We start from the raw sequence: 25,441 nt of genomic DNA, 5'->3' as shown, positions 1-25,441 counted from the left end.
CATCTAGTAAGCTTATCAGAAAAAAAAACATATGTTAAGAAGTTCTTGCACCTTTCATCGATTTCACTTTCAATATAATTAAGAAAATTCATTTTATTAGATTAAATTATTAGGAGGAATACGCCATGCAATCCTATATCAATCAGCCAGATGGAGTCTTTCCCTCTGTTTGCTCTCTTGACTGTCCTGATCAATGCGGTTTACTGCTGCACAAAAAAGACGGGAAAATCATTAAAGTTCAAGGAGACCCTGATCATCCCGTCACAAAAGGGAATATTTGCAACAAAGTCCGCAACATGACTGCCCGTCTATATGACCCCAATCGCTTAAAACAGCCATTAAAGCGCATCGGTCCGAAAGGTGAAGGGAAATTCGCTCCAATCAGCTGGGAAGAGGCCATTGACATAATCACATCCAAATGGAAAGACCTGATCGAAATGCACGGTCCGGAAAGCATACTTCCCTACAGCTTTTACGGAAACATGGGCAATCTTAGCGCTGAGGGGATGGATCGCCGTTTTTTCCACAAGCTAGGTGCAAGCATGCTCGAACGTTCCATTTGTAACGCGGCTGGCTCAGTCGGATACAGCTATACAATGGGTGGTTCATTCGGCACCGACCCGGAAGAAACGATTCATACAAAGCTTTTCATCATGTGGGGCATTAACGCTGTGAGCACAAATATGCATCAAGTTACGCTTGCCCAGCAAGCCCGAAAAAACGGGGCCAAAGTAGTTGTCATTGACGTACATAAAAACCAAACCGGCAAGTGGGCGGATTGGTTCATTCCGATTCTGCCTGGTACAGATAGTGCGCTCGCCCTCGGATTAATGCATATCTTATATGCCGAGAATCTAGTCGACCAGCCCTTTCTCGATGAATACACAGTGGGTGCTGCTGAATTGCGCGAACACGTCCGCCAATATGACCCTGCGACGGTCTCCGCGATCACTGGCGTTCCAATTGATGACTTATATGAATTAGCCAGGATGTACGGCACGACAAGTCCATCATTCGTACGGATAGGCAATGGCCTGCAGCACCATGACAATGGCGGCATGGCAGTACGCACCATTGCCTGCCTGCCTGCACTTACCGGCCAATGGATGGCGGAAGGCGGCGGAGCCATCAAAGGGAATTCAGGATATCTAGCGTTTAATACAAATGCCTTAAGACGTCCTGATTTATTGCAAAATAAAGCTACCCGGACCATTAATATGAACCAAATCGGTCAAGCTCTTCTGGAAAAAGAAAACCCGATTCGCTCCATGTTTGTATACGGCTCCAACCCAGCACTTGTCGCTCCGAATGCAAATAAGGTACAGGAAGGTCTAATGCGGGAAGATCTATTCACAGTGGTCCATGATCTATTCTTAACCGAAACGGCCATGTTTGCCGACCTCGTTCTTCCTGCCACATCATCTTATGAAACGGAGGATTTTTATAATTCATACTGGCATAATTACGTCCAAATACAAAAGCCTGTAGTCGAAAAATATGGCGAATCGAAATCGAATGTTGAATTGTTCAAACTGTTGGCTGTTGGAATGGGATTTGGGGAACAAGCATTTAGAGATTCAGAGGAAGATATGATACGGCAGGCTCTGGACTTTCCCGACAACCCGCATTTGGAAAGCATAACCTATGACTCCCTTTCAAGGAATCAATTTGTCAAAGCCAAAATGCGGCCGATGTTCCCAGGCAAACTCCCGACACCAAGCGGTAAAATCGAACTTTATTCCGAACGGATGAAGCGGGATGGATACGAGCCTTTGCCAACATATACGCCAATCATTAAAGACAGCGATCTGCCATTTTTATTCATTCCGGCACCTAATCACAATTTCTTGAATTCAACCTTTTCAAATAATGCCAAACATATCTCCATGGAAAAGGAACCGAAACTGCACATGAATGCCGCTGATGCCAAAACTATGGGGATAGCCCCAGGAGATATCGTAAAAATCTGGAACGGTCGCGGTGAATGTTTGCTTACCGCTGCTCCCGGTGAAAATGTGTTACCAGGCGTTCTTGTCAGCCAAGGCTTGTGGCAGAATACGCCCGAAACAAAGCAACACATCAATTCCCTTACCCCAGATCGCCTCGCGGATATGGGTAATGGCGCCGTTTTCTTCTCAGGGCGGGTCGATCTCGAAAAAGTCCAACAAGAGTAGATCAACGTTGAGCAATCTTTGAATATAGCTGCGATTTTCGGATTATATCTCCGATTTCGGAGTTTTATCTCTGATTTCTGAGTTATATCTGCGATTTTCCGGATTATATCTCTGATTCCGGAATTATATCTGCGATTTTCCGGATTATATCTCGATTTCTGAGTTATATCTGCGATTTCAAGAATATATCTCCGATTCCGGAGTTTTATCTGCGATTTTCCGGATTATATCTCCGATTTCGGAGTTTTATCTGCGATTTTTCGGATTATATCTACGATTCCGGCGTTATATCTCCGATTCCGGAATTATATCTACGATTTTCCGGATTATATCTCCGAGTCCGGAATTATAACTGCGATTTTCCTGATTATATCTCCGATTCCGGAGTTTTATCTGCGATTTTCAAGAATATATCTCCGATTCCACCAAAAAAGGCTGTTCCCCAAGGAGCAGCCTTTTCGTCAAGCTATTTACTCTGCATCAAACCAGCCTGTTGGCTGGATATCCAAGTTGTTATTGATTTGCTTCACTTCCGTATAAGCTTCGTAACCGAAAGTTCCCAGTTCGCGTCCATTTCCGCTTTGCTTGAACCCTCCCCAAGGGGCTTCGTTATAAGTTGGATGATATGAGTTAATCCATGTGATGCCGGCACGCACTTTTTTAATGACACGGTATGCTTTTGCGATATCATTAGTGAACACCGCTCCCGCTAAACCATATTTCGTATCATTGGCAAGTCGAAGAGCTTCCGCTTCATCCTTGAATTTTTGAACGACAAGCACCGGTCCAAAAATTTCTTCCTGCACAATCCGCATGTCCGGTGTCGTATCAACAAAAATAGTAGGTTCGACAAAGTAACCTTTATCCATGCCTTCTTCTTTAATTCGATTTCCACCGACGATTAATTTGGCACCTTCTTCTTTTCCGATTTGGATATACGATAATATTTTGTTCATATGGGCTTCTGAAACGATAGGTCCCATCTGGCTGTTTTCATCAGAACCTGAACCTACTTTGATCTTTTTCGCCTTCGCAGTAAGACTTGCAATGAACTGATCGTAAATGGACTCTTCCAATAGTAAACGGGAGCCTGCTGAGCACACTTGTCCTTGATTACAGAAAATCCCGTATAGAGCATAATCAACTGCAGTCTCAAAGTCAGAGTCCGCAAATACGATATTAGGCGATTTCCCGCCGAGCTCCAATGTCACTTTCTTTAGGTTACCAAGTGAAGCCTCCATGATCTTACGTCCTGTTGCCGTTCCTCCTGTAAAGGCTACTTTATCGATTTCCTCATGTTCGGCAATGGCTTGTCCGACAACTGGCCCTGCTCCTAACACAAGGTTTGCGACACCCTTTGGCAATCCGACTTCATCCATGATTTCAAATAGTTTGACCGCTGTCACCGGAGTGATCTCAGATGGTTTGAATACAACGGAATTTCCTGCTGCTAGCGCCGGAGCCAGTTTCCAGGCTGACATCATTAGTGGGAAATTCCATGGAACGATCTGCCCGCATACACCGATCGGTTCCCTTACGACCATCGCTTGCTGGCCGTCAGGAACTTCAAAAGTCTGACCTGTCGGTTTTGTAGCCAATCCTGCATAATATCTAAAACAGGCTGCTGAATCAGCGATATCATAACGAGCCTCACGCAATGGTTTCCCATTATCCAATGTTTCCAACGCAGCTAGTTCTTCAGCTTTTTCTTCTATTTTGTCGGCTATTTTGAATAAAATGCGAGCTCTTTCCACTGCAGGAGTTCCCCACCAACCACCTTCATAGAAAGCATATTTTGCTGCCTCGACCGCTGCATCCACATCTTCCTGTGTTCCTTCCGCAGCTTTGGCAATAACTTCCCCTGTAGCCGGATTCAATACATCCCTCTTCTCACCTGAAGTCGAATTCACCCATTCCCCATTGATGAACATCTTTAAGTCCAGTGCTCCCGTTCCGTCTTTTTTCTTGTTATTTTGCAATGTTTCCTGCATGTAATTTCCTCCTCGATTTTAAGTTATCTACCTATATATTAGATATGAGCAAGATTCATGCCAGTTTGAAATATTAGGTAACTCACGGTTTTTTGCCCTTTCCTGTCTCATTTAAATTCAGTCGTGAATTACCTATTCATTTTTGCATAACTCATGGGCCAAACTCTTTCAAGATTCATAGAAAAAAAGAGATGAGCAGCTGCTCACCTCTTTTCTGATTAATTCCGGTTAATAATGACCAATTTCATTTCCGTCATTTCTTCAATGGCATATTTTAGCCCTTCGCGGCCAGTTCCGCTTTTTTTGACTCCGCCATATGGCATGTTGTCGACACGGTAAGTTGGGATATCATTAATGATAACACCGCCGACTTCCAATTTTTCTGCGGCAGAAAGAGCCAGATTGATATTTTCCGTGTAAATCCCGGCCTGCAATCCGAATTCGGAATCATTGACCAAGTCAATCGCTTCCTCAACGGAAGAAACCTTATTGATCAAAACAATTGGAGCGAAGACTTCCTGGCAAGATACCTTAAGCATTGCATCCACTTCCAGCAAAACAGTGGGATGCAGGATATTTCCTTCAGATTTGCCTCCTGCCGCAACAATCGCACCGTGTTGTTTAGCCTCACCGATCCAATCCAGGCTTCGCTGTACATCGCCAGCGCTGATCAATGCCGAAATATCCACTGACGGGTCCAAAGAATCTCCAAGTTTCAAGTCCTTCGTTGCTTCTGTGAATTTTTTGACGAACTCATCATATACCTCTTCATGAACATATGCACGCTGTAAGGAAATACAGACCTGCCCTTGAAAAGCGAATGCTGCCGATACACAGCGTTGGATGATTTTATCGATATTAATCCCTTTATCAACGATGACAGCCGCATTCGAACCTAGTTCAAGACTCACTTTCTTTAACCCAGCCTTATTACGGATCCCGATTCCGACAGCCGGACTTCCGGTAAATGAAATGCTCTTCACCCGTGCATCGGTGACTAATTTATCACCGATTACCGAGCCGCTTCCGGTAACTAAATTAAACGCACCTGCCGGCAAATCCGTTTCGGCTAATAGTTCAGCTAGAAATAGCGAAGATAGCGGTGTTTGGCTCGCAGGTTTCAGGACAAGTGTATTTCCGGCAGCAATCGCCGGGCCTACTTTATGGGCAACCAGGTTCATCGGAAAATTAAAAGGCGTAATTGCACCCACGACACCAAGAGGCTCACGGACTGTGTATCCTATTCTTCCTTCTCCGTCAGCTGTAGCATCCATCGTCAATGTTTCTCCATGAATCCGTTTTGCTTCCTCTGCTGCAAATTTATATGTGGCAATCGTCCGGGATACTTCAACCATTGCCGTTTTAATCGGTTTCGCTGCCTCTTTAGCAATTATTTCAGCTGCCTCATCTTTGCGGCTTTCCAAAAGGCTCGCAAGCTTTTCAAGTATGGCAGCACGTTTATGACTAGGTAAAGCTGCCATTGTTTTTCTAGCTTGATAGGCTGATTCTATTGCCAACTCGACATCTTCAAGGCTTGCCGAAGGAATCTCCGCTAGAACTTCCCCGCTATAAGGAGACTTTAGTGTCGTGAACTTTTCAGCTTCTTTCCATTTACCATTAATGAATAATTTCTTTTTCAGCGTTTCCGTCATGACCATCACTTTCACCTCTTATAAAATTTCTTTTTCGACAGCAGTAAATGTCTCATCAAGGATTTCAATTATTCTTTCGACTTCCGCTTTAGTAATGATTAAAGGCGGTGCGAATACGAGTGTATCTTGATCAAACGTAACAGACCGGCAAATCAAACCATTTTTCGCCGCTTCAGCAACCAGCCTTGGAGCAAGCTGTGTCTCAAATCCTTCGCCTGTTTGTTTGTCCTTTACGATGGAGATGCCTCCAATTAATCCAAGTGCCCTGACATCACCAACAATCGGATGTTTGCTTTGAAGCTTCTTAAAGCCGGCAAGCAACTCTTCACCACGCTGTTTAGAGTTTTCTATCAGGTTTTCACGTTCAATTATTTCAATATTTTTCAAAGCAACCGCACAAGCCATAGGATGGCCACTGTATGTGTAGCCGTGTAAAAGCGTGCCTTTTGAAAGGGCAATGAAATCCTGATGCATCTTATCATTCAGGACGACCCCGCCTAACTGTGCATATCCGCTTGTCACACCTTTTGCAAAGCACATCATATCAGGTACAACACCAAAGTGCTCAATCCCAAAATAAGTCCCTGTTCTTCCGAAACCTGTAATGACTTCATCCGTCACCATTAAAATACCGTATTCATTACAAATCTCCCTTACTTCCTTAAAATAGCCTTCAGGAGGAAGGTTCACGCCACCGGCCCCTTGAATCGGTTCAGCGATAAATGCCGCAATCGTTTCCGGTCCTTCCTGTTCTATGACCTTACGCAACTCCTCAATGGAGGAACCGTCTACATGGTAAAAATCCGGTGCGATTGAATTCGTGAAGTCTCGGAACGGTTTCAGGCCAGTCGCACTTGTGGCTCCCATTGCCACTCCATGATAAGATTTCGAGCGGGAAATGATTTTTTGACGATTAGGCTGCCCTTTCAAAAGCCAGTAATGTCGAGCAAGCTTGATAGCCGTATCATTCGACTCCGATCCACCTGAAGTGAAGAAAACTGCATTTAAATCCCCAGGCGCGATGGAAGCGATTTTGGCCGCTAAACGGATTGCCGGCTCATTGCTGAAAGTGGCGAAACTTGAGGTGAAAGCTAACTTCGCCATTTGTTCCTTCGCGACTTCAGCCATCTCTTCTTGTCCATGTCCAATATTCACATTCCAAAGTGAAGCCATGCCATCAATGACAGTCCTGCCCGTTACATCCGTAAGATATATTCCCTTTCCTTCCTTAAAGATGAAACTTGGACCATCTGCCTGCTGTTGTTCGATTGCCGTAGTCGGATGGATAAAATGCTTTTTATCCAAATCGATTAATTCCTGAATACCCGTCGTTTCTTTAATCATGTAAAAAACACCCTTCTCATGTATGGATTTTTTTCAAGCTAGTTAATTTTTTATATTTATATATATAGATATAGCAAGATGCATGCCAAATTATATGAGCCTTATATTAAAGGTATTCAAGTTAAAACGATTCATAGATGAATCATTAGGAGCGTGTGTCGATTCATATACGAATCATTCAATTCGAATTTGAATCACTCGATACCTATTCATTAAATTAAATATTAATTTACACAAATTGAATCCCCCTCTTTATTTTCTGATCAATGTTATAAAACCTGACACAGAATGTTGAATTTTCGGAAGATTTGTATTATTATCATCTTAATATTTTTCCATTCCTTTTGAACCGCTATGTTAATCTAAACGAAAGAAGTTGATATATATGCAGGTAGGATTTGAACTGTACCAAAAACAAACATTGAAATTGTCATTAACCCCTGAATTACAGCAATCGATCAATATCCTTCAATACTCCACCCATGAACTGATAGATTTCCTGAACCTACAGGCTTACGAAAATCCCGTTCTCGAAATTAGCTTTAAAGAACCCCTCGCATCACTTTCTGAATCCAGCATTCATACACATAAAATAAATTCTCAGATACGGTCCTCTAAAAGTAAAAGTTTCAACGGAGACAATGATTACAACCCTATCAACAATTATTCAATCAACACAGAAACACTGGAAAGCCATTTACTGGAACAATTGAGTTTACTAAGTTCGTTGAAAGCTTTTGAAAAGAGAATTCTCCAATTCTTGATTGGGAACTTAAATGAATATGGATTTCTTGAATTGGATGCCAAATGGGCTGCCTCGCATTTTTCCGTGTCCGTGGAAGTAATCGAAAGTATGATTCAAGTATTGCAGTCCCTTGAGCCCATTGGAGTCGGGGCTAAAGATCTGACCGACTGTTTACTCATTCAGCTGCGTGGGCATGAGGATTACAATGAATTGGCGTATAAGATCGTTAAAAAGCATTTAACGGATTTAGCAGAAAAACGCTACAGGAAAATTGCCGGCCTTTACCAAGTGACCGTTCAGGAAGTACAAGAGGCCTCGGATTTCATCCGTACGTTAAACCCACGTCCAGTCAGTCACTTTTCCGATGATATGACTCATTACATCGTGCCGGACGTTTACGTGGAAAAAGATAAAGAAGGTTTTCTGATAACGGTCAACGATAGCTGCACACCTAAACTTTCCATCAATCCTTACTACAAGAACCACGTTGCTATGAATTCTGTTAATCCAGCTAAAGATTATATAAAAGGGCACATAAATGATGCCCAATTACTTTTAAAAGGGCTTGAACAAAGGCAAATGACACTTTACAAAGTGACAGCGTCAATCGTGGACGAGCAGCGAGAGTTTTTCATGAAGGGAATTACGGGATTAAAACCAATGACACTGAAAGACATTTCGGAAAAACTTCAGCTTCATGAATCAACGATCAGCAGGGCGACGAGCAATAAATATATCCAGACGCCGCATGGCCTCTTTAAACTAAAGAACTTCTTTACTAGAGGGTTACACCGCGTGAACAGCCAAGCAACCGAATCAACGACCACCATCAAAGAAAAAATAAAGGTGTTGATTGCCGATGAAGATAAGATAAGGCCTTTTTCAGATCAGAAACTTTGTCAAATATTCGAAAATGAAGGAACGAAGATCTCCCGCCGCACTATTGCAAAATACCGTGAAGATCTCGGTATACCGGGATCTTCAAAACGGCGTAGATTTTAAAATCAAACCAAATTTTTAAAAAGACTCTTTCAAAAGATGTATCTTTCGTAGAGTCTTTTATATTTTCATCACAACCAAAAACCCCTGAACCAGGGGCTTTTTTTTGGAATCTTAATATATCGTTTTATTTATTACCCCATTTATCCTCGAAAATAAGTTCATCCATCGGCCTTCTTTTTTCCCAATTAGCAAGTTCAAGGATGGGTTTATCCGGATATTGATCCGTATAGCCAATCGACAGGAGTGCAACGGGTTCTATATGCGGCGGAATCTCCAAAATATCACGAATATCATTTTTCTTATAAAAGCTTACCCATCCCATTGCCAATCCTTCCGCACAGGCAGCCAGCCACATATTTTGAATTGCGCAGGCCGTGGATAGAATATCGGTTTCCGGAATGGAGTTCCTCCCTAAAACATGGGAGCCTCCCCGTGTCGGGTCGCATGTAACACAAATGGTGTATGGTGCTTCTTTTAACCCTTCCACTTTCAAACTAAGAAACTTATTTTCTTTACCTCCTTCATAATGAATAGCGAGTGCCCTTCTTTCTTTATCCGCTGCCCATGCCAAACTGTTCTTGGTTTCCTGAGATGAAATCACGATGAAACTCCAAGGTTGCATGAATCCTACAGATGGCGCATGATGTGCAGCATCCAAAATTCTGCGGAGTATATCCTTTGAAATGGGCTTTGGCAAAAAACTCCTGATATCCCTTCGGTTATAAATGGCTTTATATACAGCAGCTTGTTCTTCATTAGTAAACATAGTTTCCCCCCTGTTTCCGGCTCCCCAGAAATTTATCTAAACATACAATCTATTTTATAGGTAAACCCTTACAATTAAAATATCCTCTGACTCAGCTCGTTCCGTCCACAACAAGATTCGCTCCTTCTTGAGGCCTTTGCGCACCCACATAGAGATCTTCATGAACCATCCAATTATCCTCCCACATTTGACGCGCATCTTCACCATCCCGCTCAAGGCCACGTTTCAAACGCTGATCACGGGGACATTCCACCCAAATCGTGAAATCATGATACCCTGCCAATTCTTTACGGATAGAATAAGTTCCTTCTATAATGACAAGGCCCCCAGCAGGAACCTCATGCCATTCGGCCATAGTGTCCGTTTCCCAATCATACCTTTGATATCTTGCTTCTTTCCCCTCTGTAAGCGGTTTTAGGATTTGGTTACTAACCCGTTCCCAATCATAATCCGCTCCAATCGCCTTTTGGGATGGAGGCAGTTGAACCCTATCCGAAGACGGCAAATAAAAGTCATCCATATGTACGACCGCGCTGCCCGGACATTCTGCTTGGATACTGGCAGCGAGTGTACTTTTTCCAGACCCGCCCCGGCCATCTATGGCCAATATATAGAGAGATCGTTCTTTGGAAATTTTGTGAATTTCAGCTATAAGACTGCTAATCGTATACGGTCCATTAAGTGTTGGAAAGTTCATAAGCATTCCCCCTATACTACTTATTTCTATTCATCCTCCCTTAAATTCCTTCCTTGAGTGGATAAAATGAAAAAACTAAGATAAAGGGTACTGTTATTTAATATAATCCAATTTTCGATATGGACCTTGTTTCAAACAAATAATAGATTAGGTCCTTCACTAAAGAAAAATGCTTAAGATTCTTCCAACAGAAGTAAGCTGGACAGGGTATACTCTTGGATTAAAGGCGTCTCACTAACAGTCGTTTGGGAAACTATATAAAAATGATTTGGCTGATGCCGACCTGTTTCTCGCAGATCCTGAACTTCAACTTAGCTTTCCATGGATACTAATGGCCGCTTCCCAATAGGTTTTCCTGTTCTGCGAGCATTACGGCTATTTTATCCTGGATTGCCGTAATGCCTTTTTCTTCGACAAAATTATTCAAGATGATTGAAAATATGATTTTTTCCCCTTTTTTGGTCGTCACATATCCTGATAAGGAGCTCGTTCCTGAAATCGTTCCTGTTTTCGCACGAACATTCCCGGCTGCAAGTGTCCCTTTCATCCTCTTTCTAAGCGTACCGCCCACCATCCGATTTTCGTTGCCTGCAATCGGTAAAGCATTCAAGTAAGCAGGAAACCACGTTTTTTCCTGAACGGCATACAGCAGCTTCGTTATTTCATTCGCTGGAATCATATTGACTTGGGAAATTCCAGATCCATCACGCATCATGATCGTTTGCATATCGAGACCCATACTCTTCAGCTGATTTCGAGTAACCTCCAAACCATCCTTCCAGCTTCCCTCCCCTTCTGCCTCTTTGCCCATTTCCTTTACCAAAACCTCGGCATGGCTGTTATTGCTCAATTTCATGAAAGGAATAAGCAGCTGTGAAAGCGGCATGGACTGATGAGTGGCAATCATGTCCGCTCCTAGTGGCGTTTTCCCTTTTTTCCTTTTTCCCAACACTTTAATTCCATGTTCCTTCATTGATTTTTCAAATAGGCTCAGCGCATATCCTGTGGGATCTTCCACCGAAATCCACTCTTTGGTCACACCGGAATGCTCCGGAATGGTCCCGGAAACCGTAATGACTTGTGTGCCATGAGACCGTTCGACTTCAATTTTGTTATTAGCGTCTGCCGATACAGTTTTCGTTTTATTGATGACCTTCACGTAATCGGTTTCCGGCTCAAGCTTCACCGTTGCCCTCTTCCCAGCCTTTTCCCCAGGGGTCATCTCCAGAATGATGGTACCGGTATCGTAATCTTCATTCGGGGAAGCGGTTAAAGCCGAAACGGCTGCACCGTAATATTCCTGTTCATCGCTCCAAACTAAGTCTTGGGAATAACGAACATCATCATACCAAGAATCATCGCCTATAAGATCCCCGTGAACGAACTTAACTTGCCTGTGCTTCAGTGAAGCTGCCAGTTCATCAAAATCCTTTTCCAATAATGTAGGATCTCCTTTTCCCTTCAGGTATACATTGCCCTGCAGAACCTGGCCAACCTGCACTCCTTTTATGTATAGTTCCGTTTGAAAAGCATGATCTTCCCCTAAAGTTTCCAGCGCAGCTGCTGCAGTCAAAAGCTTAAGGTTCGAAGCAGGCCGCAATCTCGTTTGCGACCCCTGTTCATAAATCATTTCCCCCGTTTCAGCTGAACGGATGGAAATTCCCGTCAACGCCCCAGCCAATCCTGGCGAATGCTCCAATATTCGTTGAATTTCCTGCCCTAGGTTTTCATCATCATTCGCAGCCTGCATCGATTCTCCATTAAAAAAACAAATCAAAAACAGGAAAAATATAAAACCCAACTTCCTTTTATACGTCAAACCTATCACTCCCACTCTAGAAACTCACCACTTCTATCTTGTCCATTTTTCGGTCATATAAAAAGAAAAGATCCACTAGAAAACTCCTTATTTATACATACTCGGGAAACTGCAGGATTATTCGGCCGCCACTCCATGGTATGCGGCTGCATAATTTCTTTACATGTACTTATAATAGGGAACTTTTTTGCAAGATAATCCGTATAAGTATAAAGACATAGTAAGGAGTGAATATATGTATTCCAAGATACAGCCACCAACGAAGAAAATATCCAAAGAATCAGTGAAGGTGTGGCGGATGACTGAAGCCATTACCAATCTCATTATCCTCGCCGTCCTTGGCACCCTATTATTTGTTGATGATTATTTCACTTGGAAAGAATGGATTGGATGGATTTTAAACGGACTTATCGTATTATCTTTTTTCCATGCTATCTGGTCCATCTTCATTGAACCGATACTATTGCAAAAGTATTGGCGTTACGACGTGAACGAAGAGTTCATTCAAACAAGACGTGGAGCCTGGAGTGAAACGCATGAACTCATTCCGATGACGAAGGTTCAATCCGTCAAATTGAACCAAGGACCGTTTTTGCGAAAATACAACCTTTATTCCCTAAGCATCGGTACAATGGGCGATTCTCATGACATACCAGCGATCCCCGAGAAAGAGGCGTATGAATTACGAGATAAAATTGCCCATTTCGCAAAAATTAAGGAAGTGGATTAATGATGGAAGAACAAGCAAAACGATTACACCCTATCAAAATCCCTTTCGAATTTTGGAAATTGCTGAAAGGGAATGTATTTTTTATAATCATGCTTTATGTCCTGAATTTCGGTTCTGAAAAGATGTATATGAAGGTACTCCAAATCGGCTTTCTAGTTTATCTGATTTGGAAAGTCATTTCTGTCATCCTTAAATGGTATACATATAAATACCAAATCAAAGATGGGACCTTATATATTACTTCAGGGCTTGTCTCGAAATCGTATCGAACTGTCCCGCTTCATAAGGTTCAGAATGTCCAGCAACGCACGACGTTATTTCATAAGATTTTCAGATTGACCTCTTTAACATTCGAAACCGGGATGACTGGTGATCAGGGTAGCGTACCTTTCGAGATGATTTCCCGAAAAGAGGCCGAACGGCTTGAGGGGGAATATGCTTCAAAACAGGAACTTCCGGTAATAGAAGCGGATATTCCCGAAGAACGAATTGCTGAGGATATGGAACCAGCCAATGAAAAAACAATCCACTTCACGCCAAGCAAACAAGATGTTCTGAAAGCTTCCTTTACATCACTCAGCTTCCTGGCTCTTATCCCGATATTGGCTACGTTATATAATACACTCGATGATTTTATCGATTTGGAGAATGCCGAAGGGTTTCTTGCCAAGTTATTGGATACATGGTGGATCATTACCATCGTTATTGCAGGCCTCATATGTGTCGCCGTTGCCTTCGGAATCGTTTCCACATTCGTTAAATATGGAAAATATGAAATTTCATCGGATCACGAGCGCATATATATCAAGAAAGGCGTACTGGACGAATCCGCTTTTTCCATTCGGAAAGAAAAAGTACAAGCAGTCGAAATCACCCAATCAATCATTAAAAGATTGCTAGGGTTGGCAGAAGTGAAACTGATCAGTGCAGGAAGCACCGGTGATGAAGAGCTGGAAACGAACACCCTCTATCCTTTTTTATCAATTGAACGGGCATATGGGATGGTAGAAGAGATTTTACCCGCTTATAAAGTGGAACGGTCAATGAAGTCACTATCGAAACAGGCCTTCAAAATCCGAATGCTGCGGCCCAGCTTTTTCTGGATTCTCACAACATTGGCGATCTATTATTTCAACCCCTCCCTATTGTATATCTCACTGATTCTACTCGTTCTCATTTATACATTGAGAATAATCAATTACAAAAATAGCCGTTACTTAATAAATGATGAGTTCATTCAGTTCAAATCCGGAAGTTTGGAAACATCACTATTCATAACCAAAAGAAGCAAGGTCATTCAAATTGAGGTGGAACGTTCGAAGCTGCAAAAGCTTTTCGGGCTTGCCACAATTGAAACGATCAACCGCTCCAAGCCTGTACACCATACAAAGCTCCAAGATGTATCCGTTGAATATGCAGACGAGTTTTACACATGGTATATGGACAGGACAAAAAATATCCAAGTCGAATAGTTATCATTGAATGAAAGAGTTGACTACGGCAGTCAGCTCTTTTTTTATCCTCTATATCCTCCTCATACCTTGAATATATGTCGCCCACTCACCTCAAAATTAATATTGGGAATTTTCTAACTAGAAACTTCAAAAAAGTCAAAGCAGACCGAAATATCTATAGAAGCCTAAATTAATTCGAGGTATATAAGGAGAATTGTACATATGAAAAGACTAACAGACTGGTATTTTAATTCGCTAAAAAAACAAATATTGATTCCTTTTTTAGCTTTGATCATGTTAAGCGGAATGGCCATCTCTTACATGAGCTATAAAAATAGTATCGAGTTGACGACCAAGGAATTTACCGGAACGACTGAAGAGCAAGTCAAGTCAATGAACGATTCTTTCGAAATCTTCTTTCAAAAAACGGAAAGTCAATTGGATAGGATCGGTAAGTATCCTATCATGAGTACTTATGATAAGAACCCCGAATCCATAATGGATGAGTTTTCCCATACACAATCAAGCAGTTCTGAAATAAATGGTTTATACCTTGGCACGGAGAAAGATGGAAAAACATTAATATTCCCAAAAGCTGAATTGCCGACTGACTTCGATCCAAGACAAAGGGACTGGTATCAATCCGCATTGAAACAAAAAAACAAGACCATTTGGACGGAACCTTATATTGATAAGGCGACGGATACACTTGTCATTACTGCAGCAAAAGCTGTATATGATGATCGTAATGAATTAGTAGGCGTGCTCGGTGTCGACATCTCGATCGATACATTGATCACAATGGTCAATCAAACGAAATTCGGCGAAACGGGCTATACGGTTTTGCTGGATAAGAAAGGGTCATTCGTTACCCATCCAGACAAGGAAAAAATTCAACAGGATATATCAAAGGAAAATATTTTCAAAAAAATGAAAAGTGAATCCGGTTCAATGATCGAGGAATTTGAAGGGAAAAGCAGGATCGTCGGATACGCCACAAATCCTACAACCGGATGGAGAATAGCAGGGGTAATGGATGAAAACGAAGTGCTCGTCCGTGCAAACCCGATGATAATCGATAATATCATCACACTGTTGATCGTCTTTACCGTCACTGCACTATCTGCCATCTTCATCACCCGTTCTTTAACGAATCCCATTAAAAAGCTGCAGGAATCCATACGGAAAATGGCTAACGGTGATTTCACCTCCAGGAATTCCATTTCAAGGAAAGATGAGATAGGCCAACTTGCAGAAGATACCAGCTTAATGACCAGGAATATGAGTCATATGTTAGGGGTTGTCAACAACCTTTCCGATAAAGTATCGGATTCCTCCATGACGCTAGTGGCTAGTGCCGATGAAAATTCAGCGGCAGCTAACGAGGTGGCCATGACGATGGAACAAATAGCAGCCGGAGCCATAGACCAAATCGAAGTCGGGCAGAATAACGAAGTGGCCGTAAAGCTATTGGCTGACAAAATCAATGATCTTGAGGCGCAAACGGGCAAAATGGCCACGGAATCCGAAAATATGTTCAAGGCTTCTGAAAACGGAATCACTCAAGTGCAAGGCCTGAAACAACAATTCAATGAAACGTCCCAAATATCCAATAAGATGAGTACGGCAGTCAAATCATTGGATGCACGCTCCAATGATATTAGTGCGATCGTAAAGACCATAAGCGGGATTGCAGGACAAACGAATTTACTCGCTCTTAATGCTGCCATCGAAGCAGCCAGGGCTGGTGAGCACGGAAAAGGGTTTGCAGTTGTTGCCGATGAAGTTAAGAAATTGGCCGAACAGACGGAAAACTCACTGAAAGAAATCTCTGAAATCATTCAAGCGATGCAAACCGATACAACAAATACCGTTCATTTGATTGATCAAGTCAATCAAAAAATCCATCTTCAGGATACTTCTGTAACGGATACGGAAAATGCCTTCAGTCACATTGCATCCATCATCGCGAACACATTCAGCAATTTTGACGAAATCAAAAAGATGATGAACGATATGGTAAACGAGGTCACACGGATGGCGAGCAATGCAGAAAAATTAAATTCGATCAGTCAGGAAACTGCCGCAGGAACTGAAGAAGTATCTGCTTCCGTAGAACAAACGAATGCTTCCATGGAACAATTAAATTCCCTGGCTAGTGAATTGGATGCCCTATCCCAGGAAATGCACAAAGAAATAAAGAAGTTCACATTCTAATCAAAAAAAAGACGGATCCTAAGGGATCCGTCCTTTTTTAACTTACGACCTATAGAGTTCTTCTACCGTTCGTTAGCGTTTCATCGGTTTCCGTTATTCCTGAGTAAGAAGAACTGGTTTTTCTCGCATCCGAATCAACTAACACAAGCAGCTTGCCACTCTTTACATCCGCTTCATAACGATTCGCCTCGTCTTCAGGTATGCCCATACCGATTAATGTACCGGCCAATCCTCCTGTACCAGCACCTACAGCCGCTCCGGCTAATGTTGCAGCAAGCGGTCCAGCTGCCAGTACCGGTCCGATTCCCGGAATCGCCAACGCACCCACACCAGCTAATAATCCGGCAGCACCGCCCAAAATACCTCCGGTCGCCGCACCAGCTGCGAGCCCCTCCTCAACTTTTGTACCCGTTTCTTCATTAACTGCATTTAATTCTTCTTTATCTTTAGCTACCACTGAAATATCTTCACGATCATATCCTTGGGCCTGTAATGACTCAACAGCCTTTATAGCTTCTTCTCCAGTTTCATATACACCAATTATACGTTTATCCATATCTATCATCCTCCTTAAAGAATGTAAATTGTCGCTCCCCCTTTACATACCCCAGAGGATGAAAGTGCTAAACGTTATTTAACAGGAAAAAAATTTTAAGTTAACCCTTCCTAAGAAAGGGTATATATAATCATAGTATGCATATTTTTAGGAGGTTTTCTTTTTGCTCATCGAGTTACTTAAAGATTTAGTATCTATCGACAGTTCATCGAAAGAAGGAGCTAACCAGGCAGTTGATTACTGTGCAAACTGGCTTAAAGATCAAGGACTTACCGTGAATGTGATCGTAAATAACGGTTATAAGATGCTTGTAAGCGAGATTGGCAGCGGAGATAAAACCCTAATTTGGAATGGCCATGTCGATGTTGTCAGCGGAACGCCGGATCAATTTTTCCCTGAGGTTCATGAAGGAAACTTATATGGACGCGGGACAGCCGATATGAAAGCCGGTGTTGCAGGGATGATGTGTGCATTTACCGAACTGAAAGATAAGGAATTAGGTTTGAAAATCCAGCTTCAGATCGTATCGGATGAAGAGATTGGCGGTTTGAACTGTTCCGGATATTTAGCGAAACATGGTTATAGAGGGGACTTTGTGATCTGTGCCGAACCGACGCAATTGGGAATCGGGCTCCAGGCAAAGGGTGCCCTTCGTCTCGATATTGAAGTATCCGGCAAATCCGCACACGGAAGCCGTCCATGGGAAGGCGTGAATGCAATTGAAAAGGCCTATGATCTTTATCAAAAAATAAAGGAACTTCCTTTCACCCGGGATCATACTCCCCTTTACTCTTCCCCTTCACTTAACCTAGCAAAAATAAAAGGCGGGGAGGTCTATAATAAGGTACCGGATGCCTGTTTGCTAAGTCTTGATATTCGCTATCTCCCTACGCAAACAATGGAAGATATCCTTGCTCAGATCGAAAGTGTGACAGGAAATAATGTCCACCTTAATATGTACAGTAAACCTGTAAAAACCGAAGAGTCAGACCCATTCATCACTCTGCTCCGTCCGATTATCGAAAGAAACACGAAGCAAGACGCTGTCATTTTTGGACAGCACGGCTCCGCAGATACCGTCTTTTTTGCGGCATATGATATCCCAGCGATTGAATTCGGACCAAAAGGTGAGAACTGGCATGGAGATAGGGAATGCGTCAATCTTGAATCGGTAGCAGTCTATCAAAAAATGCTAGTCGATTTCGCTTCTGAATTTATTTTAAATTAAACCATTTCATGAAAAAAAGCCGGCTTCACATAGATGCCGGCTGAGTTTGTAAACAAAAGGGGTTTATCTAAATTTCAAAACAAAGTTGATTGGAACGGAAGGTGCGAGACTCCTGCGGGAAAAGCGTGTCCAAGGGAGACCCCGCAGGCGCAAAGGCGCCGAGGAGGCTCACGGACCGCCCGCGGAAAGCGAGTGCCTGGAGTGGAAATCGACGTTCGAAGCTTTACAAACCCTCATAAAAACTATAGACAGACTTGATTTTCATCGAGTTTGTCTAGTCTAAGCCGGCATCACATAGATGTCGGCTTTTTTCATGTTCCGCATATCCTCTCCTACTAAAATAAACAGCATTCAATCGTCTATTATTGCGTTGTTTTTTTACAAAATATACAGGACTTTAAAACCAGGGATTAAACATCCATATATTACCTCATTAAACAGGATACGCCATTATAGCAACACTATTTAACAAAAATACGCTTATACTGACATAATAAATAATATATTTACATTTATTAGACAAGTCCTTTTGACCTAGTTTATATTACATTTATTTATCAAGGGAAACCTTTTTGTAACACAATTACTATTCCACCGAAACATTATTGTCATAAAGACCTGTTATTCTAAGTCTACGATTTAAAACAAAGGAGACTATTCATTTTGAAAAAAATACTACTTCCATTATTCACTGCTTTCTTTTTGGTATTTAGTTTTTCCGGAGTTTCATCGGCTGCTACTACTACATACAAAGTTAAAAGCGGCGACACACTATGGGGTATCGCCAATAAACATAATATAACAGTCAATCAACTCAAAAGTTGGAACAACCTGAAAAAAGATAACATCCATCCAAAACAAGTTTTAAAGGTCAAGAAAACATCGACCGCCGCTAAACCTAAAGCTAAAACATCATCATCATCAAAAAAATATAAAACGATCACGGTGAAGGCAACAGCTTACACAGCGAACTGCAAAGGCTGCAGCGGGATTACAGCATCGGGTCTTAACTTAAAGAAAAACCCTAACGTAAAAGCCATCTCAGTCGACCCTAAAGTCATTCCACTTGGAACAAAAGTTCATGTAGAAGGATACGGGGATGCCATTGCGGCAGATAAAGGCGGCGCAATCAAAGGTAATAAAATTGACGTCTTCTACTCTTCTCACTCAAAAGCTATCAATTGGGGCAGAAAAACCGTTAAAGTAAAAATCTATAAATAATAATAGTAGAATCTGATCAGCTCTGGACACACAGGGCTGTTTTTTTTGCAATATTTTCCTTACTAAAGCTAAAACCTTACCATATAAATCCGAAATGGAAGGTCAATAGATTCCATACAAAGGACTGTCACTATTAAGAGTAAACTATAAAACAAAAAACAGACTTCCCTTATGTCGCATACTTCGACATAAAAGAAGCCTATGATCGGTTACAAAAATCAAGTTATTTTTGGGAATATCACGTTTATCATGAAATCAAACCTTCAATTTTCCTATATATTACATCCATATCTAAAATCTCAAAAGTTAATTTCCTTGATATATTATTGGAAATCATACAAATATGGTAATTTGAATCTTTGAAGAATATGCTTTCGATCTGTTCTCTTTCCTGTTTCACTCTGTTTACTTTGCCATACTGTAAATCCTTAGGACAAACAAGCCTGTTTTTCATATTTATTATTTGACCACCACTACATTTAATATATGCCTCTTTATAGCATAACACGTTCCAATAATAATCCTGTTTTCCTTCTTTTAAGTGATGGAGGTATCTCTGTTCTTCTTCACTAAAAAAATACTTAATTAATTCTTTATTTAACTTTCTTTCACATAGAATATCGATACCTAATTCTTGTTTTCCTATTCCTAGAACAATAAAATTCTTACTATGAGATAAATTAAAATGAATCCCACCATTTTTTATATAAGGTTTTCCATATTTGCCGTAACCAATCTTAACTTTTGAAATATCTAATTTTTCACTCAATAAAGCATAGCGCAACAGTATATCTCCTGCAAATATAGTTTGCTTTCTGTACTGACTTGAACTATTGATATACCTAGCCCTATTTTCTGGCAAACAGGTATCCCACAAACTATAATAATCTGTTTTATGAATGGAATTCATATTCAATAAAAAGATCCTCATGGTTATTTATTTTTCTTTTTGAATACGATGAGGGATATTATAGTGAATGCAACCATCGTAATTAGGATCATCCATAAACTATAGGCGGATGTCACAAGCTTATCATTCATTTCGTATACTATGCCGTAATGTTTCTTGTATTCTAAGATCTGTTCCGGGGTCGCATCTTTAAATACAGTTTGTACCGAATCCGTCATGAACGCTTTCCTCAGGAGGACGGCCGTATGGCTTATCGGGAAGTACATGATGATATTCTGCACAAAAGTGGGGACACCACCAATAGGGACATACACCCCACATAAAAAACCTATGGCCGTTCCGACGATTGTACTCAGTGTGGAAAATGCGTTTTGCGTGTGGATGAAAAGGGTCAAGAATAAATTTATTGAACTGGATAAGGCAACCGAAAGAACAATAATGCCCAATACCTTTAAAATCTTCACCCCACTCATGATTTCACTGCCTGCCAAGACAAGAAATAGTTCACAACCCACGAAGGCAAGTAACGAGAAAAACAGACCAATTCCAAATGAATTTATAACATAGCTTAGCTGTATAGTTGATCTTGATAATGGCGCCGTTAAAAAATCATTTGTTTTTTTGCTTTCTTTATCTTTGACCATAATCCCGAATGCGCCTAGAGTTGTCGTTACTGCAGTAATCGATAATAACCCTGCGACCATCCACTCATTGACCATCGCTTTGGATGCTTTTGTGCTTCCGACAAGTTCTTTTATTGTGTCGATTTGGGTTTGTTGTAAGAATACCGCATACAATAGAATGACAATGAAAACGGACAATAAGGAAAGAAGCAATAATGTACGATCGCGACGGTATATTTTGTTATTCCTACTGATTAAGTGGTACAAGGATTTCACTGTGAGATACTCCCTTTTTCCTCTATAATGTTGATAAAGACATCATCCATACTTCCTTTTATAACCTCAAACGATTTTATTTGCCCCTCTAGTTCTTTTAAAATGCCATACGCATCTAACGTAGAAGGCAAGCGAAGGGTGTACGTTGAATTTTTCAACGTATAGGATAATCGTTTCTTCTTAAACCATGACGGGGGATCAAAAGCCTGGTTAAATATTAAATGCATACTATCAAATGCATATTCATCCTTTAATTGACTAGGTGTACCTTTTGCGACCAGACGCCCTTCTTTTATGACAACTACATTATCAGCCACGGCTGCTTCTTCCATATAATGTGTTGTTAGAAAAATGGTCATATTCGTCTCTTCCTGTAATCTCTTAATGGCATCCCAAACAAATAGTCTCGTTTGCGGATCCAGACCCGTCGTCGGTTCATCCAGGAATAAAATACTCGGTTTATGGATAATGGCACGGGCAATGTCCGCCCGCCTCCTTTGCCCGCCTGATAAAGTACTGTAGTTTTTAGCTTTTATATCATCCAGGTTCAAATACTTCGAAACAAAATGATAGTTTTCTTGAATTTGACTTTTGCTTAAATTATAATAGTGGCCCCGGTTCAGAATATTCTCATACACCGTTAAACGTTCGTCTAATATGCTCTCCTGGAATACAACCCCGATTTTATCGCGAATCGAGTTGTTTCCTTTGCCCTCACCGAGGATACAGCCATCGATCATGACATCCCCAGCGGTTTTTTTTAGCAGCGTACACAGAATGTCGATCGTTGTCGATTTCCCTGCCCCATTGGTTCCCAGAAAAGCAAATAGCTCCCCTTTTTTCACCGAAAAGGATATCCCTTTTACAGCTTCAAATGCACCGTATTTTTTTTGCAAATTCGTTACCTTAATAATGGCTTGTTCTTCCGGCATTCCTTCACCCTCTTCAATCTATACAGGAGGTTTAGATCATCAAACCTCCATCGACTGTGATAATTTGTCCAGTTATATATTTCGCAAGAAAAAATATTATTTCACTAGTTTTTAACAGTAACTTTTACAGATTTTTATTACATTTATAAATCTATGTATCCATGATAATCAATAATTGGTCGTTCAGTTTAGGAATTCCATGGTTCACTCATCCTTAAGCGAAAGGAAATATACCAGCTATAATTAATTTATTCATTATCTTTAGTTAGGTATTCCTTTATCTTTTTCTCTTCCCATTCTTTGCCCCATCTACTTAGTACCAAGGTATATAAACTATGTGCGACAATACCCAGTCCCCATCCCATTAAAGGATAAATAAACCACCAACTGCCGGAACTAGTCATCATATTAATAAAAATCAACATAACATTCACAGAAATATACCAAACTAAATGAACATATAATAACTTTAATTCCCTTACACGTTTTCTTGCATTCTCATAGCTATTTTGTGACATAATTTATCCCTCTATCGTCTTTTTAATTTTTCATTAATGCTTTTCACTTCTTGAAAATTGATCCAATAAATTACACATAAAATAACAAGATATATCGCAAGATGAATGACAAAGAACACGATGATTGCCATAGGATTCTCAAATGGGCTTTCATACCACTGCCCTTTTGCACCGCAAGCAAGTACAAGCAACAAAGAAACAGCATAATGTATGAATAGTTTTAGCGTTATCGGCCATCGCTCAATGTAAAAAATAAGTAAAGTAATACCACAGCCAAACCCAAGAATAATAGCTAAAAGAAATTCTAAAAATAACTCCTGACCGTCTATCTTATGGGTTGGATTTTGTAATAAGATAATAGTAATGATTGTATAGGAAATACTTAGTCCGATTACCATTCCTAAAAGGGAAACCTGCATAATGATTTTCATCATGTATCCCTCCCGATTCCTAATCTCTTTTTAAGACCTTTTAAATACGAACGACTAACAAGGACAGTCGTTTCATTATTCATCACGAGCTGCATCATCCCCATTCCCTCAACCTTCATAGAGGAAATTTTCGTTACATTCACAAGTGTGGATTTATTTACACGTACAAAATCTTTTTCTAATAACTCCTCAAGTTCATATAACTTACGCTTGGATTCATATTCATTTTCTTCTGTTTGAAAGTAAACCTTAGCTCCTTCTGAAAATACAAAGTAAATGTCGACAATTTTCAACATGAAAATTTCTTTTTGTAAATATCCGTCAATTACATCTGTACTCGTAGCCTTCAAATACTTCATAAGTTGTTCTATTTGGCTGCTATACTCATTTGCATGGATAACTACTTCTGGCTCGACATATTTTTCATCGATTATTAGCTTAATTTGCATAAGCCTCCTCCGCTTCTTCTAAAATATACCATGGGCATTTCATGATTTTTCAAATTTAATCATAAGTGGTTGAAAACAATCTATAACTTACCTGGAATTGATTATAAAATACATTTCATACTCTTTTTATATCGAAAAAAATAACACTTTTTAAAATCCTTTGAAGTTTACATGTAGTAATAACCTTTCAATTTCGTTTATGACCAATTTTACTGTTCCGCCCTACATAAACTAAGGTAATTTACGAATTAACAGCTAGTCTGGAATGGCAATAGGAATTAGAGATATGAAATAATACACAAGGCTGGAACAATATATATTTTAATAGCATTCTCGAATCTATTTCACTATAAAATCACAAATGCCTTTTCCTTTTGTCAACTAAAACAACACAGTATCCATGTGATACTGTGCGGATTTATCTATTAAACAGGATTTGCCTAAATATAATGGTAAAGCAATCATACTCCAAATTTCCATTTTTGACCACTGCAATGAGGACCGATTGACTTAGGCAACCAAGCTTATAAACACTTTATAATCCTTAACATTTACCGAAAATTCAGTCAATGTTATGATTAGAATATCTTAATCAAAAGAGAGGTGTGCACTTTGAATATAGTCATTATAGGGGCCGGGGCACTCGGCTCCTACTTTGGGGGCAGGTTACAGCAGGCCGGGCAGGATGTTCAATACCTTGTCCGAAAAAACCGCGCCAAACAATTGAAGGAAAACGGGATCAGCATAACCAGCCCACATGGAAACTACCAATTAAACGACCTTCATATCACAGAGAATGTAAATGATATAGAAAAGGTCGATCTTGTGATTCTCGCTGTAAAAGGCCAGCATCTGCAAGGCACCCTTACAGATTTAAAGGTGCTTGTTGAAAAGGGCGCAAAGGTCCTCCCGCTTTTGAACGGGTTGGAACATATATCCATTTTACAGGACGAACTGGGCGAAGAAGCCGTCTTGGGAGGAAGCGCCTTCATCATAGCAACCCTTGATGAAAAAGGTCATGTCATTCACTCCAATGAAAATCACGATTTAATCTATGGCCCGCTTCATCCGTCACAAAAAAAGATTTGTGATGAATTCGAACAGGCGGCCGGATCAGCTATCATGAAGGTAAGCAGAACGGAAAATATATTGATCAGGATGTGGATCAAATATATGTTCATCACCGCTTTTTCCGGTGTGACAACTGCATCGAACCTCCCTATCGGCACGATACGGAGATTCCCGGAAACCAATGGATTGCTAGAAAAAGTCCTTATTGAAATGAAGGAGCTTGCAAATGCTTATGACGTCGGTATTACTGTGGAGAATATTGCTCAAGCGTTGGAAAACATGGCAGGTTTACCTGACGAATCAACCTCGTCCATGCACCAGGACCGCCGGAAGGGCCTAACCCTCGAAGTGGAACATTTACAGGGCGGTGCACTGCGCCTTGCCGACAAGGCCGGTTTGAAACTTCCTGTGATCGGAACTCTATATGCACTCATAAAACCTTTTGAAAATTAATTTTCGCCAATACCGGTGCTCCACCGGTATTTTTTTTCGGCTTAGTAATCTCTTTATATCCTAATCTTCACTTTTAATTCCTCTTCAGTTATTCAAAATCCCCAAGACCAAAAAGAACAAAAAGAAAACAATATCACCAAAAGAATATTCTGATTCTTTCTTCTGTTACACTATTATCAAGT

At 40.8% G+C, this 25,441-nt stretch carries 21 protein-coding genes; 8 read left to right on the top strand and 13 right to left on the bottom strand.

Going from position 1 to position 25,441, the window contains the following annotated elements:
• The first annotated feature begins 125 nt into the window (after nt 1–125).
• Nucleotides 126–2,174 carry a molybdopterin oxidoreductase family protein gene (locus ABOA58_RS02920; RefSeq protein WP_350301133.1) on the top strand — a complete coding sequence of 683 codons (2,049 nt, stop codon included), beginning with the start codon at nt 126–128 and terminating at the stop codon, nt 2,172–2,174.
• A 470-nt stretch (nt 2,175–2,644) separates the two neighbouring features.
• On the opposite strand, the gene ABOA58_RS02915 is transcribed toward ABOA58_RS02920, so the two are convergent.
• The 3 genes from ABOA58_RS02915 to ABOA58_RS02905 all read right to left on the bottom strand — a co-directional run bounded on the left by ABOA58_RS02915 (nt 2,645) and on the right by ABOA58_RS02905 (nt 7,161).
• Nucleotides 2,645–4,165: an aldehyde dehydrogenase family protein gene (locus ABOA58_RS02915; RefSeq protein ID WP_350301132.1), complete on the bottom strand. Its 1,521-nt coding sequence runs from the start codon at nt 4,163–4,165 to the stop codon at nt 2,645–2,647.
• Between the two features lie 218 nt (nt 4,166–4,383).
• Nucleotides 4,384–5,817 (bottom strand): aldehyde dehydrogenase family protein, encoded by a 1,434-nt coding sequence (locus ABOA58_RS02910; RefSeq protein WP_434547782.1) that lies wholly within the window; start codon nt 5,815–5,817, stop codon nt 4,384–4,386.
• Nucleotides 5,818–5,835: 18 nt separating this feature from the next.
• On the bottom strand, nt 5,836–7,161 hold the full coding sequence (locus ABOA58_RS02905) for an aspartate aminotransferase family protein (protein ID WP_350301130.1): 1,326 nt from the start codon (nt 7,159–7,161) through the stop codon (nt 5,836–5,838).
• 385 nt (nt 7,162–7,546) lie between these two features.
• On the opposite strand from ABOA58_RS02905, the gene rpoN reads away from it, so the two are divergent.
• On the top strand, nt 7,547–8,908 hold the full coding sequence (gene rpoN, locus ABOA58_RS02900) for an RNA polymerase factor sigma-54 (protein WP_350301129.1): 1,362 nt from the start codon (nt 7,547–7,549) through the stop codon (nt 8,906–8,908).
• A 124-nt stretch (nt 8,909–9,032) separates the two neighbouring features.
• Here rpoN and bluB read toward each other — a convergent pair whose 3' ends face one another.
• From bluB to dacB, 3 genes are all read right to left on the bottom strand, one after another.
• Nucleotides 9,033–9,674, bottom strand: coding sequence for a 5,6-dimethylbenzimidazole synthase (gene bluB, locus ABOA58_RS02895; protein WP_063235341.1), 642 nt, complete (start codon nt 9,672–9,674; stop codon nt 9,033–9,035).
• A gap of 91 nt (nt 9,675–9,765) precedes the next feature.
• The gene (locus ABOA58_RS02890) at nt 9,766–10,371 is read right to left on the bottom strand and encodes a uridine kinase family protein (protein ID WP_350301128.1); all 606 of its coding nucleotides are present in this window, start codon (nt 10,369–10,371) and stop codon (nt 9,766–9,768) included.
• A 328-nt stretch (nt 10,372–10,699) separates the two neighbouring features.
• On the bottom strand, nt 10,700–12,121 hold the full coding sequence (gene dacB / locus ABOA58_RS02885; protein ID WP_434547781.1) for a D-alanyl-D-alanine carboxypeptidase/D-alanyl-D-alanine endopeptidase: 1,422 nt from the start codon (nt 12,119–12,121) through the stop codon (nt 10,700–10,702).
• Nucleotides 12,122–12,425: 304 nt separating this feature from the next.
• Between dacB and ABOA58_RS02880 the strand changes: the two genes are divergently transcribed.
• The 3 genes from ABOA58_RS02880 (at nt 12,426) to ABOA58_RS02870 (ending at nt 16,591) form a co-directional block, all read left to right on the top strand.
• Nucleotides 12,426–12,920, top strand: coding sequence for a PH domain-containing protein (locus ABOA58_RS02880; RefSeq protein ID WP_350301126.1), 495 nt, complete (start codon nt 12,426–12,428; stop codon nt 12,918–12,920).
• Nucleotides 12,920–14,392, top strand: a complete 1,473-nt coding sequence (locus ABOA58_RS02875; RefSeq protein ID WP_350301125.1) for a PH domain-containing protein — start codon at nt 12,920–12,922, stop codon at nt 14,390–14,392. The genes ABOA58_RS02880 and ABOA58_RS02875 overlap by 1 nt, the downstream gene beginning before the upstream one ends.
• Nucleotides 14,393–14,596: 204 nt before the next feature.
• A complete protein-coding gene (locus ABOA58_RS02870) occupies nt 14,597–16,591 on the top strand; it encodes a methyl-accepting chemotaxis protein (protein ID WP_350301124.1) in 1,995 nt (664 codons plus the stop codon).
• 49 nt (nt 16,592–16,640) lie between these two features.
• Here the strand turns inward: ABOA58_RS02870 and ABOA58_RS02865 are convergent, their stop codons facing one another.
• On the bottom strand, nt 16,641–17,147 hold the full coding sequence (locus ABOA58_RS02865; protein WP_350301123.1) for a general stress protein: 507 nt from the start codon (nt 17,145–17,147) through the stop codon (nt 16,641–16,643).
• Nucleotides 17,148–17,310: 163 nt separating this feature from the next.
• Here ABOA58_RS02865 and ABOA58_RS02860 point away from each other — a divergent pair, with 163 nt between their 5' ends.
• On the top strand, nt 17,311–18,375 hold the full coding sequence (locus ABOA58_RS02860) for a M20 family metallopeptidase (RefSeq protein ID WP_350301122.1): 1,065 nt from the start codon (nt 17,311–17,313) through the stop codon (nt 18,373–18,375).
• A 663-nt stretch (nt 18,376–19,038) separates the two neighbouring features.
• Nucleotides 19,039–19,596 (top strand): 3D domain-containing protein, encoded by a 558-nt coding sequence (locus tag ABOA58_RS02855; protein WP_101224913.1) that lies wholly within the window; start codon nt 19,039–19,041, stop codon nt 19,594–19,596.
• A 247-nt stretch (nt 19,597–19,843) separates the two neighbouring features.
• On the opposite strand, the gene ABOA58_RS02850 is transcribed toward ABOA58_RS02855, so the two are convergent.
• The 6 genes from ABOA58_RS02850 to ABOA58_RS02825 all read right to left on the bottom strand — a co-directional run bounded on the left by ABOA58_RS02850 (nt 19,844) and on the right by ABOA58_RS02825 (nt 23,735).
• The gene (locus ABOA58_RS02850; RefSeq protein WP_350302773.1) at nt 19,844–20,506 is read right to left on the bottom strand and encodes a 4'-phosphopantetheinyl transferase family protein; all 663 of its coding nucleotides are present in this window, start codon (nt 20,504–20,506) and stop codon (nt 19,844–19,846) included.
• A 23-nt stretch (nt 20,507–20,529) separates the two neighbouring features.
• Nucleotides 20,530–21,405 carry an ABC transporter permease gene (locus ABOA58_RS02845; protein ID WP_350301121.1) on the bottom strand — a complete coding sequence of 292 codons (876 nt, stop codon included), beginning with the start codon at nt 21,403–21,405 and terminating at the stop codon, nt 20,530–20,532.
• Nucleotides 21,402–22,337, bottom strand: a complete 936-nt coding sequence (locus ABOA58_RS02840) for an ABC transporter ATP-binding protein (RefSeq protein ID WP_350301120.1) — start codon at nt 22,335–22,337, stop codon at nt 21,402–21,404. The genes ABOA58_RS02845 and ABOA58_RS02840 overlap by 4 nt, the downstream gene beginning before the upstream one ends.
• A 248-nt stretch (nt 22,338–22,585) precedes the next feature.
• Nucleotides 22,586–22,855 (bottom strand): 2TM domain-containing protein, encoded by a 270-nt coding sequence (locus ABOA58_RS02835; RefSeq protein ID WP_350301119.1) that lies wholly within the window; start codon nt 22,853–22,855, stop codon nt 22,586–22,588.
• An 11-nt stretch (nt 22,856–22,866) separates the two neighbouring features.
• Nucleotides 22,867–23,289, bottom strand: a complete 423-nt coding sequence (locus ABOA58_RS02830) for a DUF3021 domain-containing protein (RefSeq protein ID WP_350301118.1) — start codon at nt 23,287–23,289, stop codon at nt 22,867–22,869.
• On the bottom strand, nt 23,286–23,735 hold the full coding sequence (locus ABOA58_RS02825; protein WP_350301117.1) for a LytTR family DNA-binding domain-containing protein: 450 nt from the start codon (nt 23,733–23,735) through the stop codon (nt 23,286–23,288). Before ABOA58_RS02825 ends, ABOA58_RS02830 begins: the two co-directional genes overlap by 4 nt.
• Before the next feature lie 603 nt (nt 23,736–24,338).
• Between ABOA58_RS02825 and ABOA58_RS02820 the strand changes: the two genes are divergently transcribed.
• Nucleotides 24,339–25,259 carry a ketopantoate reductase family protein gene (locus tag ABOA58_RS02820; RefSeq protein ID WP_350301116.1) on the top strand — a complete coding sequence of 307 codons (921 nt, stop codon included), beginning with the start codon at nt 24,339–24,341 and terminating at the stop codon, nt 25,257–25,259.
• Nucleotides 25,260–25,441: the final 182 nt, after the last annotated feature.

It is taken from the genome of Peribacillus frigoritolerans (assembly GCF_040250305.1).
In the GTDB taxonomy this organism is placed as follows: Bacteria; Bacillota; Bacilli; order Bacillales; family DSM-1321; genus Peribacillus.
Note: the sequence above shows the minus strand (reverse complement) of the source record. Positions and strands in the feature narration are given on the sequence as shown.

What these genes read in the sequence shown, in the direction of transcription:
- ABOA58_RS02920 (WP_350301133.1), top strand. Translation starts at nt 126, where the DNA reads ATGCAATCCTATATCAATCAGCCAGATGGAGTCTTTCCCTCTGTTTGC.
- ABOA58_RS02915 (WP_350301132.1), bottom strand. Translation starts at nt 4,165, where the DNA reads ATGCAGGAAACATTGCAAAATAACAAGAAAAAAGACGGAACGGGAGCA.
- ABOA58_RS02910 (WP_434547782.1), bottom strand. Translation starts at nt 5,817, where the DNA reads ATGACGGAAACGCTGAAAAAGAAATTATTCATTAATGGTAAATGGAAA.
- ABOA58_RS02905 (WP_350301130.1), bottom strand. Translation starts at nt 7,161, where the DNA reads ATGATTAAAGAAACGACGGGTATTCAGGAATTAATCGATTTGGATAAA.
- rpoN (WP_350301129.1), top strand. Translation starts at nt 7,547, where the DNA reads ATGCAGGTAGGATTTGAACTGTACCAAAAACAAACATTGAAATTGTCA.
- bluB (WP_063235341.1), bottom strand. Translation starts at nt 9,674, where the DNA reads ATGTTTACTAATGAAGAACAAGCTGCTGTATATAAAGCCATTTATAAC.
- ABOA58_RS02890 (WP_350301128.1), bottom strand. Translation starts at nt 10,371, where the DNA reads ATGAACTTTCCAACACTTAATGGACCGTATACGATTAGCAGTCTTATA.
- dacB (WP_434547781.1), bottom strand. Translation starts at nt 12,121, where the DNA reads ATGCAGGCTGCGAATGATGATGAAAACCTAGGGCAGGAAATTCAACGA.
- ABOA58_RS02880 (WP_350301126.1), top strand. Translation starts at nt 12,426, where the DNA reads ATGTATTCCAAGATACAGCCACCAACGAAGAAAATATCCAAAGAATCA.
- ABOA58_RS02875 (WP_350301125.1), top strand. Translation starts at nt 12,920, where the DNA reads ATGATGGAAGAACAAGCAAAACGATTACACCCTATCAAAATCCCTTTC.
- ABOA58_RS02870 (WP_350301124.1), top strand. Translation starts at nt 14,597, where the DNA reads ATGAAAAGACTAACAGACTGGTATTTTAATTCGCTAAAAAAACAAATA.
- ABOA58_RS02865 (WP_350301123.1), bottom strand. Translation starts at nt 17,147, where the DNA reads ATGGATAAACGTATAATTGGTGTATATGAAACTGGAGAAGAAGCTATA.
- ABOA58_RS02850 (WP_350302773.1), bottom strand. Translation starts at nt 20,506, where the DNA reads ATGAATTCCATTCATAAAACAGATTATTATAGTTTGTGGGATACCTGT.
- ABOA58_RS02840 (WP_350301120.1), bottom strand. Translation starts at nt 22,337, where the DNA reads ATGCCGGAAGAACAAGCCATTATTAAGGTAACGAATTTGCAAAAAAAA.
- ABOA58_RS02835 (WP_350301119.1), bottom strand. Translation starts at nt 22,855, where the DNA reads ATGTCACAAAATAGCTATGAGAATGCAAGAAAACGTGTAAGGGAATTA.
- ABOA58_RS02830 (WP_350301118.1), bottom strand. Translation starts at nt 23,289, where the DNA reads ATGATGAAAATCATTATGCAGGTTTCCCTTTTAGGAATGGTAATCGGA.
- ABOA58_RS02825 (WP_350301117.1), bottom strand. Translation starts at nt 23,735, where the DNA reads ATGCAAATTAAGCTAATAATCGATGAAAAATATGTCGAGCCAGAAGTA.